This window comes from Corynebacterium sp. KPL1824 (genome assembly GCF_000478095.1).
GTDB lineage: Bacteria > Actinomycetota > Actinomycetes > Mycobacteriales > Mycobacteriaceae > Corynebacterium > Corynebacterium accolens.
In genome coordinates this window covers 676,509-690,182 of record NZ_KI515750.1, presented here as the reverse complement: position 1 = coordinate 690,182, position 13,674 = coordinate 676,509, and the positions used below count along the sequence as shown (strand labels likewise).

General features: G+C 61.0%; 12 protein-coding genes. 7 read left to right on the top strand and 5 right to left on the bottom strand.

Going from position 1 to position 13,674, the window contains the following annotated elements; translation table 11 throughout:
* Positions 1–362: 362 nt before the first annotated feature.
* Positions 363–941 carry a TetR/AcrR family transcriptional regulator gene (locus HMPREF1267_RS09520; RefSeq protein WP_005278014.1) on the top strand — a complete coding sequence of 193 codons (579 nt, stop codon included), beginning with the start codon at positions 363–365 and terminating at the stop codon, positions 939–941.
* 98 nt (positions 942–1,039) lie between these two features.
* On the opposite strand, the gene rpsT is transcribed toward HMPREF1267_RS09520, so the two are convergent.
* Both rpsT and HMPREF1267_RS09510 read right to left on the bottom strand, forming a co-directional pair.
* Positions 1,040–1,303, bottom strand: a complete 264-nt coding sequence (gene rpsT / locus HMPREF1267_RS09515; RefSeq protein WP_005278016.1) for a 30S ribosomal protein S20 — start codon at positions 1,301–1,303, stop codon at positions 1,040–1,042.
* A gap of 225 nt (positions 1,304–1,528) precedes the next feature.
* A complete protein-coding gene (locus HMPREF1267_RS09510) occupies positions 1,529–2,065 on the bottom strand; it encodes a type II toxin-antitoxin system PemK/MazF family toxin (RefSeq protein ID WP_005278018.1) in 537 nt (178 codons plus the stop codon).
* Positions 2,066–2,083: 18 nt separating this feature from the next.
* Between HMPREF1267_RS09510 and lepA the strand changes: the two genes are divergently transcribed.
* The 5 genes from lepA to efeB all read left to right on the top strand — a co-directional run bounded on the left by lepA (position 2,084) and on the right by efeB (position 8,435).
* On the top strand, positions 2,084–3,934 hold the full coding sequence (gene lepA / locus HMPREF1267_RS09505) for a translation elongation factor 4 (protein WP_005278019.1): 1,851 nt from the start codon (positions 2,084–2,086) through the stop codon (positions 3,932–3,934).
* Positions 3,935–4,180: 246 nt separating this feature from the next.
* On the top strand, positions 4,181–4,648 hold the full coding sequence (locus tag HMPREF1267_RS13490) for an alkaline phosphatase family protein (protein ID WP_023029109.1): 468 nt from the start codon (positions 4,181–4,183) through the stop codon (positions 4,646–4,648).
* Positions 4,645–6,084 (top strand): phospholipase C, encoded by a 1,440-nt coding sequence (locus tag HMPREF1267_RS09500; protein WP_023029108.1) that lies wholly within the window; start codon positions 4,645–4,647, stop codon positions 6,082–6,084. The genes HMPREF1267_RS13490 and HMPREF1267_RS09500 overlap by 4 nt, the downstream gene beginning before the upstream one ends.
* A 3-nt stretch (positions 6,085–6,087) precedes the next feature.
* A complete protein-coding gene (locus tag HMPREF1267_RS09495; protein WP_023029107.1) occupies positions 6,088–7,209 on the top strand; it encodes an EfeM/EfeO family lipoprotein in 1,122 nt (373 codons plus the stop codon).
* Positions 7,209–8,435, top strand: a complete 1,227-nt coding sequence (gene efeB / locus HMPREF1267_RS09490) for an iron uptake transporter deferrochelatase/peroxidase subunit (RefSeq protein WP_023017107.1) — start codon at positions 7,209–7,211, stop codon at positions 8,433–8,435. Before HMPREF1267_RS09495 ends, efeB begins: the two co-directional genes overlap by 1 nt.
* Positions 8,436–8,833: 398 nt before the next feature.
* On the opposite strand, the gene HMPREF1267_RS09485 is transcribed toward efeB, so the two are convergent.
* Positions 8,834–9,823 carry an HNH endonuclease signature motif containing protein gene (locus HMPREF1267_RS09485; RefSeq protein WP_023017108.1) on the bottom strand — a complete coding sequence of 330 codons (990 nt, stop codon included), beginning with the start codon at positions 9,821–9,823 and terminating at the stop codon, positions 8,834–8,836.
* A gap of 157 nt (positions 9,824–9,980) precedes the next feature.
* Between HMPREF1267_RS09485 and HMPREF1267_RS09480 the strand changes: the two genes are divergently transcribed.
* Complete coding sequence (locus HMPREF1267_RS09480) at positions 9,981–11,357, top strand: M20 family metallopeptidase (protein WP_023017109.1); 1,377 nt, start codon at positions 9,981–9,983, stop codon at positions 11,355–11,357.
* A 2-nt stretch (positions 11,358–11,359) separates the two neighbouring features.
* Here HMPREF1267_RS09480 and HMPREF1267_RS09475 read toward each other — a convergent pair whose 3' ends face one another.
* Both HMPREF1267_RS09475 and HMPREF1267_RS09470 read right to left on the bottom strand, forming a co-directional pair.
* On the bottom strand, positions 11,360–11,740 hold the full coding sequence (locus tag HMPREF1267_RS09475; RefSeq protein WP_023029106.1) for a hypothetical protein: 381 nt from the start codon (positions 11,738–11,740) through the stop codon (positions 11,360–11,362).
* On the bottom strand, positions 11,740–13,539 hold the full coding sequence (locus HMPREF1267_RS09470) for a BCCT family transporter (RefSeq protein WP_034654302.1): 1,800 nt from the start codon (positions 13,537–13,539) through the stop codon (positions 11,740–11,742). Before HMPREF1267_RS09470 ends, HMPREF1267_RS09475 begins: the two co-directional genes overlap by 1 nt.
* Positions 13,540–13,674 lie beyond the last annotated feature (135 nt).

Sequence of the window (13,674 nt, the reverse complement as noted above, 5' to 3'; positions counted from 1 at the left end):
AAAGGTGCAATTCGGCGTGCTGAAGAGTATCGGCCTGCATGGGGAGAGCTGCCTGGGCCCTGCTTCCGGCGCTAGCACCCGCGCGGGAGAAGCCCAGCGCCCCTGCCTTCCTGTGCCGCGCGTCCTGCGTGCTCACATGTACCGGCGCTCCGGCGCAAAATATCCCCGCGGTTGACTGTCTACGGGCCGAGAATTCCGCGTTGACATGCGGGAACCTCAGCGCTTTGTGGTGGTTAGGGAAGCCTAGCAAGGGTCGGTTTTTCTTGGCGGGGAGAAAGACTATAAGGTGAAGAAAAATCTCATGTTTAAGGGGATTGAATAGTTGGGTTTCCCACGGGGTCGTGGGAAAGAGGGGAGAGAGTATGCCGCGCATTTCAGAAATCCGCGTCGCAGCACTGCGGCTCGTCATTGACCACGGGTATGACGGGTTCACCATGGAAACGCTTGCACAAGACGTAGGGATATCGCGGCGCACCCTTTTTAACTACGTCAAGGATAAGGAATCGGCGGTTCTGGGCCCGGAGGTTTCGGAAAAGTTCGACCAGCAATTGCAGAACTTCGCCGCTGGCCTGCCCACGGGTAGCCTGCGGGAGGATTCTGCGATCATGGCGAATGCGGAATTTGATCACGCCGTGGGCAACGATCATTTCCCGGAGATTTCCCAATTGACCGCCCAGGCGCTTTCCCAAGACGGGAAGTTGTTGTCCATGTATTGGCGCCGAAACGAGCGCGTCATGATGCACATCCGCCGGGCATTGCAAGCGCGCGAAGGGTGGAAGGCCTCGGATCCGAGGCTCATTCCGACGGTCAATATCATCCACACGCAGTTTCAAACCGCCATCCAGACTTTCGTGGAAACCCATGGCCGGACATCCTTATCGGTGGCCTACGCGGATGCGGGCAAGATCTTCGAGGCCTACTTCGACGATGACCTAGCCTAGGTCCATCCGACGCAACAAAACCGGCGCAATAAAAATCCCCCAAACAAGCCGCTGCACACAGGCAGCGCTTTGCTCGGGGGAGACAAGAAGGCTAGTTACTAGTCCATCTTGTTGAAGGCGGTGGCCAAACCGGACTTCTTGTTAGCAGCAGCGTTGCGGTGGAAGACGCCCTTGGAAACGGACTTATCCAGTGCACGGGAAGCAACGCGCAGCTGCTTTTCTGCTGCAGCCTTGTCGCCCGCCTCTACGGCCGCACGGAACTTGCGGATCTCGGTGCGAACCGCGGAACGCACGCTCTTGTTGCGTTGACGAGACTTCTCGTTGGTCAGAACGCGCTTCTGCTTGGACTTGATATTAGCCATGAAAATACCTCTTGATAATCGAAGATGATTGATTCAGAAACAAACCCGCCGGACGTGTCCCGCGAATCCCCTCGCTAAGAACGAGGAGAGCGCTCGGCGCTGGTATTCGAAGAGCGAACCCAAGGTCCTGCCCGCCCCGACCAACGCGCCCGGAAAGTAAGTAACTTGCACATAGTAGCAGCGCAACCGCGCACCAGCCAAGTCTGCGGGCGCCGCGCCGCAGAACTACGCCCAGTGATAGCGCGAGCGCAAGCGGTTGGCAATCCGTTCGAACCTGCGTTCTGGAAAAAGGATGCCCTGGCGGCGCACCTGCTCCTCGGAAACCTCCAATAAACGGTCCAAGCGCACCCAGCAATTGCGCCCGGAAGCGTCCCACTCGCCGCAGCCGATTTCGAGCCAGGCATCGTCAAGCGCATGCTCCGGGTTGGCGGAAATGAGCAGGCCCGTCACCGTGGTGCGGGTGCGCCCGACCACCAAGATGGCGCGCTCGCGGGGAGGGGACTGCTTGCCTTCCGAAGGCGTCCACACCCACACCACCTCGCCGGAATCGGCCTGGCCATCCATATCGGGGGAGAAGAAGATGGAACGGGGGTGCGCCGCGGTGGCCTCGACCTGGATGGAGGCGGCCTTGCGCGGCTCGTGGCTGTGGGTGGACCTGTCCAGCCCTAACTGGGAGTTGATGCGGTTGAGGCCGGAGTCCACGGGCTCGCGCTCGCTGATTCCGAGCGCCTCGCGCAGACGGGTGAGCATGCCGGAATTCATGTCGACTATTGTAGACGTATGTCTGAAAACTTTGCGGCCACGACGTTTACGGATCCCTCCCGGATCCGTAACTTCTGCATTATTGCTCACATCGACCACGGAAAGTCGACGCTGGCAGACCGCATCCTGCAGCTATCCAAGGTGGTTGCGGAGCGCGATATGCGTGACCAGTTCCTCGATAACATGGATATCGAGCGCGAACGCGGCATTACTATTAAGGCGCAGAACGTGCGCCTGCCGTGGGTGCCGCAATCGGGGGCATCGGCAGGCGAGCAGATCGTCATGCAAATGATCGATACTCCCGGCCACGTGGACTTTACCTACGAGGTCTCCCGCGCGCTCGAGGCGTGTGAGGGAGCCATCCTGCTTGTCGATGCCGCCCAGGGCATCGAAGCCCAAACCCTCGCCAACCTGTACTTGGCGATGGAAAATGACCTGGAAATCATCCCGGTGCTCAATAAGATCGACCTTCCCGCGGCGGACCCAGATAAGTACGCGCTGGAAATCGCCAATATCATCGGCTGCGAGCCCGAGGAAGTGCTGAAGGTATCGGGCAAGACCGGTGAAGGCGTGGTTGAGCTGCTCGATAAGGTCTGCGAGTTGGTGCCGCCGCCGTCCTCGGAGTACGAGCCCGATGCGCCCGCGCGCGCGATGATTTTTGACTCCGTCTATGACACTTACCGCGGCGTGGTGACCTATATCCGCATGGTGGATGGCAAGCTCACCCCGCGCCAGAAGGTGACGATGATGTCCACCAACGTCAACCACGAGCTGCTGGAAATCGGCATCGTCTCGCCCACGATGCAAAAGTGCGATGGCCTGGGCCCCGGCGAGGTGGGCTACCTCATTACTGGCGTGAAGGACGTGCGCGAGACCAAGGTGGGCGATACCGTTACCTGGTCCCACGGCGGCGCCGAGACCCCACTCAAGGGCTACAAGGACCCTGAACCGATGGTCTATTCCGGGCTTTTCCCCATCTCCCAGGCCGATTTCCCCGACCTGCGCGATGCGCTGGAAAAGCTGCAGCTTAACGATGCCTCCTTGACCTTCGAGCCCGAGACCTCCGTCGCCCTTGGCTTCGGCTTCCGCTGTGGTTTCTTGGGCCTGCTGCACATGGAGATCACCCGCGACCGTCTGGAACGCGAGTTCGGCCTCGACCTGATTTCTACCGCCCCGTCCGTGACCTACCGCGTGGTGGCAGAAGACGGCGAGGAAAGCTGGGTTCACAACCCTTCGGACTGGCCGGAAGGCAAGCTCAATGAGGTCTACGAGCCCATTGTTTCCATGACCGTCATCGTGCCCGAGCAGTTCGTCGGCCCGACCATGGAGCTATGCCAATCCAAGCGCGGCCAGATGGGTGGGATGGATTACCTGTCCGAAGACCGCGTGGAGCTGCGCTACACCATGCCCTTGGGTGAGATCATCTTCGACTTCTTCGACATGTTGAAATCCCGCACCAAGGGTTACGCCTCGCTCAACTACGAGGAGGCCGGCGAGCAGCAATCTGACCTGGTCAAGGTGGATATCCTCCTCAACGGCGACCCGGTCGATGCCTTCTCTGCCATCATCCACCGCGATTCCGCCCAGTGGTACGGCAATAAGATGACCAAGAAGCTAAAGGAATTGATTCCACGCCAGCAATTCGAGGTCCCCGTCCAGGCGGCCATTGGTACCAAGGTTATCGCCCGCGAAAACATCCGCGCCATGCGCAAGGACGTGCTGGCCAAGTGCTACGGCGGCGATATCTCGCGTAAGCGCAAGCTGCTGGAAAAGCAGAAGGCGGGTAAAAAGCGCATGAAGACCTTGGGCTCCGTGTCGGTGCCGCAGGAGGCCTTCGTGGCGGCGCTGTCGACCGATGGGGACGACTAGGCACTGGAAAGCGCAGCGTAATAGTACCTTAACTTTCAGTTAACAATCTCCGCGGCGGCCGCCGCCTAAAAGCGAGGCTGAGCTGCACCTATAGGGCATTCCTGAGACTAGGAATGCCCTTTTTGAGTATTTGCGGTTTATAGGTGGGCGGCGTTTAATTTCGAGTCGAAAGCGACCGATGACTCTTCGGCGAGCCACAGCCACTTTCTCCCTCTTTGTTTCACTCGACTTAAGGCGGAAAATAAGATGAAGCTTCGCTCTCGCGCTGTGGCAGTGTGCGCCGCAGCCGCTGCCACAACTTCCTTGGTCCCCGGTATCGCACAGGCCGAAACCAAGACCCCCATCGATCACGTCGTGGTCATTTACTCCGAAAACATTTCCTTCGACCACTACTTCGGCACCTACCCACACGCCGCAAATAACGACGACGAGAAACTCCAGGGCAGCGAGAAGCCCGCCCCCAAATTCACCGCCAAGGACGATACCCCGCGGGCAGAAAACCTCGAAAATACTGACCTGCTGGGGGAGAAGAACCCCAACTCCATCAAGCCTTTCCGCATCGCTCCCGAACACGCCGTAACCACGGACCAGAACCACCATTACGCCGATGAGCAGGAAGCCTACAACGGCGGCAAGATGGACAAGTTCCCGGAGACGGTGTCCACGGACATCGATAAGTATGGCGAAGGCTCGTACGCCACCCCCCCGGCATGACCATGGGATACTACGACGGCAATACCGTGACCGGCATGTGGAACTACGCGCAGAACTTCGCGCTGAATGACAACAGCTTTTCCACCATCTTCGGCCCCTCCACCCCGGGAGCGCTGAACCTGGTTTCCGGCACCGTTGCGGATGCCACCATGCACGACCCAGCCACGGGCGACCAGCAGAAAATCGAGGATGGCAAGAACCACGCCCTAGCCGGCGTATCCGAGGACGGCAGCACCGCCACCGTGGTGGGCGACCCGGACCCGCTTTTCGATGACTGCTCCAATAAGTCCTCCGCCGGTACCAACCAAGTCACCGCGATGCACTCCAAGAACATCGGTGACCAGCTCAACGATAAGGACGTCACCTGGGGCTGGTTCCAAGGCGGATTCCGCCCCACCGATGAGGCGACGAAGGACTCCCGCGCCCGCTGCGGTTCTTCGCACACCACGCTGACCGGCCAGAATCAGACGGACTACAACCCGCACCACGAGCCGTTCCAGTACTATGCCTCTACCGCCAACCCGCACCACCTGGCCCCGTCCAGCGATGACATGATTGGCAAGACCGACCAGGCGAACCACCAGTACGACCTCGCGGACTTCGATACCGCCATCGAGCAGGGCAACCTGCCCTCCGTGTCCTTCCTCAAGGCCGCCAACTACCAGGATGGCCACGCCGGCTACTCCAACCCGTTGGATGAGCAGGCGTTTATCACCCACTACATCAACGAGCTGCAGAACTCCCCGGAGTGGGATTCCACCGCAGTCGTCATCGCCTACGACGATTCCGATGGCTGGTACGACCACAAGGCGCCGGAAATCCTTAATGGTTCCGACGACCCGCACCAGGATAAGGAAATCTGCACCGCCGCTGCCGCAAAGGTAGGCATCAAGGGCGATAAGAACGGCCAGTGCGGACCCGGCACCCGCCAGCCGCTGCTGGTTGTATCTCCCTACGCCAAGACCAACCACATCGATTCCACCTATACCGAGCAGACCTCGGTGACCAAGTTCATCCAGGACAACTGGGGCCTCGGCCGCTTGGGCGGCGATTCCTTCGATGATCGCGCGGGTGAGCTCACCGGCATGTTCGACTTCGCCGCCGCGGAGAAGGCCCCGAAGCTCTTCCTCAATGAAACCGATGGCACGGTGGCGGAGGATTACAGCTCCGTCGAGCGCGTCGACGACACCTCGCGCGCTGGCACCAATCTGAAGCCGGTTGTCGATGGCATGAATGACACCAAGGTCACCGAGCAGGGCGTTCCTGCCGTGACCACGCTGGATAAGGCCCAGCAGCCGGACACCAACCACGCCGCATCCGGGTCCTCCAAGGCAGGCATCATCGGCATCCTCGCCGCACTGGGTATCGCCGCCGGCATCATCGGCTGGTTCATGAGCGGCCACCCCGGCCTTGATTTGAAGAACCTGCCGTTCTAAGTTATGAAGATTTCCCGTTTCGCCACCGCATTCGCGCTCGCCGTTGGGCTTTCCATCCCGCAAACTGCTGCCCAGGCGAGGCTCGCCGGGCACAGCGACGAGCAACCCACGCGCGAGCTCGCCGTGCGCGATGTGTATTCCTGCCCGGCGCCAGAGGACGTGCAGGGTGAGGCGAAATGGAAGATCAATAACACCACCGGGCTTGCCCTCACGGTCTACGTTTCCGATGATAAGGGCAATGCCTACCAGGTTCTCGAGCGCGTCGGCACCCCTGCCGTGCGCGAGTGGAATCCGCAGCTGGAGGATGGAACCTACCACCTGACCTGCGTATTTCACAACGACTCCGCCGTGGAGTCGGACGCCTTCACGGTAACGGGGTCCACGGTGAGCAACGCGCCCAAGATGGTTCCCATTACGGATCACGAGATCGCCGCGGTGTCCATCAAGCAGGCAGAAAACCAGAAAAAGCGCGTGCCGGAGCTGCAAAAGCGCGCGCATGCGCTTGCCGATGCCACCTCCTCCTCCCGCTCCGCCGCCCAAGCCGCCTACCTCGACTACCTGGAGTATTACCGTTCCTTCGACGATTCCAGCGCGGAGTGGCCGGGCCCGGATTTGGAGGGTTACGAAGACATCGAGCGCATCCTGTGGTCCAACCGCCCGCCTAGCGATGCCACCCTGCCCGCCACCGCGCTTGCCGATGCCACCGACAAAACCGCCCACGCCCTCGATACCGCCCATTTCGCCATCCCCGCCCCGGATTATGGGCTGCGCGCGCATGAGGTGATGGAGGAGTTCGAGCGCTTTGACCTGCGCGGCGAGCGCGATTTCGGCGCCCATGCCCTGCCTGCCGCCTTGCGCGGGGTTATTACATCGACGCGGATGACGCTGGATCCCGTGCGCTCTTTGGTCGAGGATCGCGGTTTAGACACCGCTCCCATCTACGACCAGCTCGCGGACTTGGACGCCCTTGCTGAGGAATTCGACGATAAATACGGTGGTGCGTCTAGCGTCGCTTTTGCGGACTGGCCGCAGGAGGACCGCTTGCGCTTACAGGCGGGCGTCGCCAAGGCGAATGAGCTGCTCGCCCCGGTTGCCACCATGACCGTTATCCGGAGGATGAACTAGTGCCGTGCCCGTTTAACTTTTCCCGCCGCTCCTTTTTGTCTGGCCTCGCCGCCTCCGCGGCCGCCGGCGCAGCCCCGAGAGCAGGAGCCGAGCCCACCTCGCTTCCGCTCGAAACCACCGACTCCTTGGATCAGCCGGGCGCGCTGGATTTTCACGGCGAACACCAGCAAGGCATCATCAATCCCCCGCAGAAATACTCGGAAATAGTGGCGCTGGACGTGCAGGTGAAGTCAAAAGCCCGTTTGGACAAGCTCCTGCGCACGCTAAGTGAAAGGGCGCGCATCTTAACCGCTGGTGGCACGCCCGCGCCCGATGGAATCGCCTATCCGGCGATGGATTCGGGCGAGTTGGGCCCAGAGCTGCCGGCCGATCACTTATCCATCACCCTCGCAGTGGGCGATTCGCTTTTCGATGACCGCTTCGGCCTTGCCGCCCACAAGCCCGCCCACCTGCGCGCGATGGAAGCATTTGCCGATGACTCCCTGCAAGAAGAAATGTGCCACGGTGACTTAGCCTTGCAGATTTGCGCCGATGAACGCGATACCGTTCTCCACGCGCTGCGCGATATCTTGCGACATACGCGCGGCGATGTGGCGGTGCGCTGGCGGCAAAATGGTTATATGAATTCCCCGCGGCCATCGGGCACGCAGCGCAATCACCTGGGGTTTAAGGATGGCATCGTCAATCCTGGGCCCGATGATTATGATTCGCTCGTGTGGGCAGGTTCGGATGAACCCGACTGGGCCGCGGGCGGCAGCTATATGGCGGTGCGGCTTATCGCGATGTACACCGAGTTTTGGGATCGCATTTCCATTGCCGAGCAGGAGCAAATCTTCGGTCGCGACCGCACTACTGGCGGCCCGTTGTCGGGCGGCGATGAGCACGCCGAACCAGATTACCTCGATGATGCCACCGGCGATGTCATTCCCACCGATGCCCACATCCGCCTGGCCAACCCCCGCACCCCAGAAACCGCTGACCAACTTATGCTGCGCCGCGCTTATAATTACGACAACGGCGTGCGCGATAATGGCACCCTCGACGTGGGGCTGGTCTTCATCTCCTTCCAGCAGGACCTGGAACGACAGTTCATTACGGTGCAAAAACGCCTCGAAGGCGAACCGCTGGCTGACTATATCCGCCCCTACGGCGGCGGCTACTTCTATGCGCTTCCCGGCATCACCGATGAATCCGATTATTTCGGCCGCAGCCTCCTCGAAGCCTAAAACCTCCTACCCAGCTAGCCACTGGTCGCTCGTGAACATCTATCACCGCGCCAAGGCCCTGACTTAGCACCCAGCGATGGAGGCACACCACAACGCACCGTCGGCACAGGGTCTCCCGGTGCACCGTTCTCCCGGCACAAAGATCCCACGGCGCCCGGATCCCAGGGCGCCCTGTCTTCTGGCACACGGTTCCCACGACGCACGAGCCTTACGGCGCACGGGTCTCACAGCATACGGGCCGCAGGGTAGATGGCTTATGGCATGCCAAACCGGCAACCGCTAAACCAGCGGTTGTTATCGGCGGCAATGAGAAGAGCAACGGTAGGAAAAGGCGCCACTTACTTAGGAACCCCAGAACTGCTCGGGGCCGGCTCATTCGAATCAAGTAAAGGCGGCACCTAGCCGGGCGGCGAGGCCCAGGGCGGAAGCCATTCGATGCGGCCGCGGTGTCGATGCAGGCGGCCGCGCACCGGCGGGGCGTGCGGGTCATCGTCGTTGACGCCGTTGTGATAGGGGCAAGCAATGGTCAGGTTGTCCATATTCGTCTCGCCGCCGTGCTTCCACGCCTGGAGATGGTGGACTTGGCATTTATCGGCCGGATAATTGCACTCCGCCCACGGGCAGGAGGGGTTTTCGGCAGCGGCCATCAGCCGCTGCTTTTCAGAGGCGAACCGCGAGGTCCTATAGAGGTTGACCGGGCCCTCGAAGGGATGGATGAGGGTGACAAGTCCAACCTCGGCAAGCTTTTTCTCCACCAACTTGGCCCCGGAAATTTCGGCACCGTTGGTCATCTGCAGCGTGACCTCTTCGCCGCCACCATTTAATATCTCATCCAGCTCATCGAGGTGGATGACGATATTGGTGCTAGCCACCGGGCGCGTGGCACCACCGCGGAAGAAGATGCGGTCGACGGCCTCGAGCGGGGAATCCTCCCCAATGGTGGAGTGCAGGTCGGCGATGAAATCGGAATCGCCGGTAATAGACAGCGTGGAGGGCCCGCCCTTGCGCCGGGTCATGCGCACCCCGCGCTGGGGCTGGCGGGGAGGATACATTTCCTTGAGCCGAGTGCGCGCCAGCTTGTCGATGTTCCCCGAAGTTCCACACAACTCTGCCCGCAGCGCCCACGCATCCCGCTTCGTCTTGGTGCGGGAGACGTATTTTTCAATCAACTTGAGCGTGGTTAAGCAGTGCTTCGTCGCCCGGCACGTGCGCTGGCGGCGGGTAAAGGAGGTGGGGCCGAAGTAGGCATCGGCAAGCAGCAGCAATTCGCGCGATTCCTGCCGGGAAATGCCAAGCCGCCGCAGGTCCGCCTCGGCAAGGCCGAAGACCTCGCCGAGAAGCTCCATCGGCGAGGTTAATTGGCGGGCGTAGTCTTGCAAGCGGGTCATGCCTGCGAGGTTAAGCCACCGTCCACCCGCGGGAAAGCCTGCGTCGCCCCGCCTGTGGATAACTCGCCCCACGCGTCACACCTGACGCCTCGACGCCCATTCACCCTGTGGATAACCTGCGGTATTGTCGAATACGACAGCGAGTAAAGGAGCCCACATGACTGATCCCACGAAAATTGTCCGCCCCAACCACCCCGGCCGTAAGTCCGTCCCGCGCCAAGCGCAGGAGCTGCCGCCGCTGCCGGTGACGCGGGCGCGCATTGGCAAGCAGCCGGCCACGGAGATTTTTCAGGACATGGGCGAATCCATGGTGGAGGACCTGCAAGACATTCGGCGCGATTTGCACCGCCACCCGGAAATCGGGCTGCATCTGCCGCGCACCCAGAAAAAGGTCCTTGAGGCGCTTGAAGGCCTGCCGCTAGAGATCCATGTGGGGCAGGACCTTACCTCCGTGGTGGCGGTCCTGCGCGGCGGCAAGCGCGGCGAGCGGCCGGTATCGGTGCTGCTGCGCGCGGACATGGATGCGCTGGAGGTACATGAGCAAACCGGCAGCCCCTTTGCATCGATTAACGAATTTATGCACGCCTGCGGCCATGACCTGCATACAGCGGGCCTGATTGGGGCGGCGCGTATGCTGTGCGAGCACCGGGAGGAGCTGCATGGTGATGTCACGTTTATGTTCCAGCCCGGCGAAGAAGGCCCTGGCGGTGCGCAGCCGATGATTGAAGAAGGCGTGCTCGATGCCGCCGGCCGGCGCCCGATTGCCGCCTACGGCCTGCACGTGGGCCCGCAGGACCGGGGAACGTTCCATTATGTCCCAGGGCCGATGATGGCGAGCTCGTCCAACCTGACTATTACGGTGCTAGGTAAGGGCGGACACGGGTCGCGCCCGCACGATGCCATTGATCCTGTCGCGGCGCTGGCAGAAATCCAGATGGCGCTGCAGACCGCGCTGACGCGCCGCTTTGACGCGCTGGAGCCCATCGTTATCACCGTGACCAACCTTTGGGCCGGCAATGGTGCGTATAACGCCATTCCGGATCGCGCAGCCCTGGGGGCTACAGTGCGCGTGCTTCGCGATGAAAAGATCGACGCCGTCCGCCAAATGATCACCGAGGTCTCCAGCTCGGTGGCTGCCTCGCACCGGTGTACCGCGCAGGTGGATTTCGAGGTATTGTATCCCACGACGAAGACGAACCCGCGGGAGAATCAATTCGCCGCCACGCTGTGGGGGCAGATGTTTGGCGCAGAAAACATGCAGCCCTTCGAGGCCCCGATGATGGCTTCTGAGGACTTCGGCTATGTCCTTTCCCAAGTGCCGGGCACGTTTATGTGGATGGGCACGGCCAACCCTTCGACGCCCGAAAACCAGCGCGAGTGGAATCACTCGCCGATGATGCGTTTTGATGACTCCGTGCTCGGCATGCAAGCGGCGGCGCTCGCCGCCGTGGCTTTCGAGCGACTGGCCACCGAAAACGAGCACCCTTCCGCGCAGACCAAGGCCATGCGCGAGGCCGCCGGCGTGCAGAAATAATGTTAATGTCGGCGGATAACGGCAGAGCCGAGGCCGATGAGCGCGATGGCGCCGACAATGATGGAGGCTACCGGCCAGTACTGCGGGAAGTACTTGAGCGTATAGCCGAAGACCTGGCCGTCATCGAAGTGCCGCGCCAAGGCGAAAGGCATCCACCACAGCTTGCTTACTGCGAGCACCGCGCCCAGTACACCGGCGATGACCCGCCCGCGCCCGCGTAGAAATAAACTGGCAGCCACGAGTACGATGCCGACGATGGTGAGTGCGAAGAGCAGGGGAGTGTTCGTGCTAAGCGGCGAGCCGCGCAATAAGAATTCGTGGTCAATCTCGTGCTGCTCTATGAGGGTGTAGCCGTCGAGGACGACGTCGCTGGGAAGACCCATTACTTCTCCTCCTCTGGGTCGTAGCCATCGGACCATTCGCCGGTTTCGAAGTCATAATCGACGTTTCGACCTTCTTCGTCCGTGCGCTGGTACCACTCAGTGTAGCGGTCTGCGGCGGAATCGAAGTCATGGCCGGCCCCGCGGCCGTCTTCGGCGTGCTGGACGGAGAACTCGAACTCATCGCCATGCTCTGCGATGCCGCGCATGACCGCATTGTCCATCGCCGAACGAGCATAGGTGCGGCGGATAAACATCGGATCAGAGCGCAGATCCTTGATGAACGCCACCATCATGGTCAACAGCACGAGGCAGAAGGGCAGCGCTGCCAGGATGGTGAGGTTTTGCAGGCCCGTGAGCACGTCTTCGCCGCCGGTCAACAGCATGACGATGGCAATTCCCATCATGCACAGGCCCCAAAAGATGACGATGAGCTTATTCGGGGTTGGATCGCCCTTGGAGGACATGGTGCCCATGACCACGGATGCGGAGTCAGCCGAGGTGACAAAGAAGACCGCGAGGATGACCAAAAGGATAAAGGGGGTGATGGTGCCAAGGGGAAGATCCTGGAACATCGAAAAGAGCACCTGTTCATTGGAGGATTCACCGTCGATGCCCTCTACGCCATCTCGGCTGAAGGTAATGGCGGTGCCGCCAAAGATGGTAAAAGCCAGCGCCAAAATGGCGGTGGGGGCGAAAATGGTCACGGCGGCGAATTCGCGAATGGTGCGGCCGCGGGAGATGCGGGCGACGAACATGCCAACAAACGGCGTCCACGCAATCCACCAGGCCCAGTAAAACGCCGTCCAGTAAGACTGGAATTCTATGGTCTCATCGCCCCAGGACAGCCCCTTGGCCATCATGGGCAGGAATTGATCGATATAGGTCACGATGCCCGAAGGAATCAGGTTCAGCAGCAATAGGGTGGGCCCGACCAAGAAGACGAAGGCAATAAGTCCCAAGGTCAAGGTGATATTGAAATTGGACAGATAGCGCACGCCGCGCGCGACGCCGGAGACCGCGGAGATAATAAACGCGCAGCCTAACACGGCGATGACGATGATGAGCGCGGAATTGGTCATGGGGCCCGCGCCGCGAATGATACTGACACCCTGGCCGATTTGAATAGCAGAAAGCCCCAAGGTAGCGGCGGTGCCGAAGAGGGTGGCGATAAGCGCCATGACATCGATAAGCTTGCCCAGCGGGCCGTCCGTGGCACGGGAGCCGAAGAGCGGCTGGAAGATGGAAGAAATGAGGGGAACGCGCCCGCGCCGGTAGGAGGAATAGGCAATGGCCGCGCCGACTAAGGCGTAGGCCGCCCATGGGGAAATGCCCCAGTGGAAGTGCGACTGGGCCATTGCCTGGTGCAGTGCCTCGACGGAGCTGCCATTATCCACGGTGTGCGGGGGAGGGCTGAGGTAGTGCGATAGCGGCTCGGATGGGCCGTAGAAGAAGATGCCGACGCCGATGCCGGCGCCAAACATCATCGCTACCCAGCTGAAGTAGCTGAATTCGGGCGTTTCCGTATCCGTGCCAAGCTTGATGCGGCCGAGGCGGGAGAACCCGATATAAGCCATGGTCACGGTGGCTAGCAGCATGGTGATATTCAGCAGCCATCCGGTATTGGTGATGGCCCAGTTAAAGGCGGTGGAGGAGGCGGCGGCCAGGTTATCGGGCATGGTAATGCCCCAAATGATGAAGGCCACGATGAGGACGGCGGTGATGGAAAATAGCGATTTATCCAGGCCGAAGCGGTTGCGTTGGTCCTCAACGCTGATGCCGGGCACCAGCCCAGGGTGCATATTGTGCGGGTAGAGCCCGACGGCGCTGCCCTTATCGTGCGGTTCGAGGGAGCGCTTGTAGGCGCGGGAGGAAGAAGTCACGGTGTCCTTAGCTCGGCGAGGGGTAGTGGCTCCAATTGTTCAGTACCGCAACGC

Bases quoted from the DNA above. Each gene is read 5' to 3' on its own strand.
- HMPREF1267_RS09520 (WP_005278014.1), top strand. From the start codon at position 363: ATGCCGCGCATTTCAGAAATCCGCGTCGCAGCACTGCGGCTCGTCATT.
- HMPREF1267_RS09485 (WP_023017108.1), bottom strand. From the start codon at position 9,823: ATGACCCGCTTGCAAGACTACGCCCGCCAATTAACCTCGCCGATGGAG.
- HMPREF1267_RS09495 (WP_023029107.1), top strand. From the start codon at position 6,088: ATGAAGATTTCCCGTTTCGCCACCGCATTCGCGCTCGCCGTTGGGCTT.
- HMPREF1267_RS09510 (WP_005278018.1), bottom strand. From the start codon at position 2,065: ATGAATTCCGGCATGCTCACCCGTCTGCGCGAGGCGCTCGGAATCAGC.
- HMPREF1267_RS09500 (WP_023029108.1), top strand. From the start codon at position 4,645: ATGACCATGGGATACTACGACGGCAATACCGTGACCGGCATGTGGAAC.
- HMPREF1267_RS09470 (WP_034654302.1), bottom strand. From the start codon at position 13,539: ATGCACCCTGGGCTGGTGCCCGGCATCAGCGTTGAGGACCAACGCAAC.
- HMPREF1267_RS13490 (WP_023029109.1), top strand. From the start codon at position 4,181: ATGAAGCTTCGCTCTCGCGCTGTGGCAGTGTGCGCCGCAGCCGCTGCC.
- HMPREF1267_RS09475 (WP_023029106.1), bottom strand. From the start codon at position 11,740: ATGGGTCTTCCCAGCGACGTCGTCCTCGACGGCTACACCCTCATAGAG.
- HMPREF1267_RS09480 (WP_023017109.1), top strand. From the start codon at position 9,981: ATGACTGATCCCACGAAAATTGTCCGCCCCAACCACCCCGGCCGTAAG.
- rpsT (WP_005278016.1), bottom strand. From the start codon at position 1,303: ATGGCTAATATCAAGTCCAAGCAGAAGCGCGTTCTGACCAACGAGAAG.
- lepA (WP_005278019.1), top strand. From the start codon at position 2,084: ATGTCTGAAAACTTTGCGGCCACGACGTTTACGGATCCCTCCCGGATC.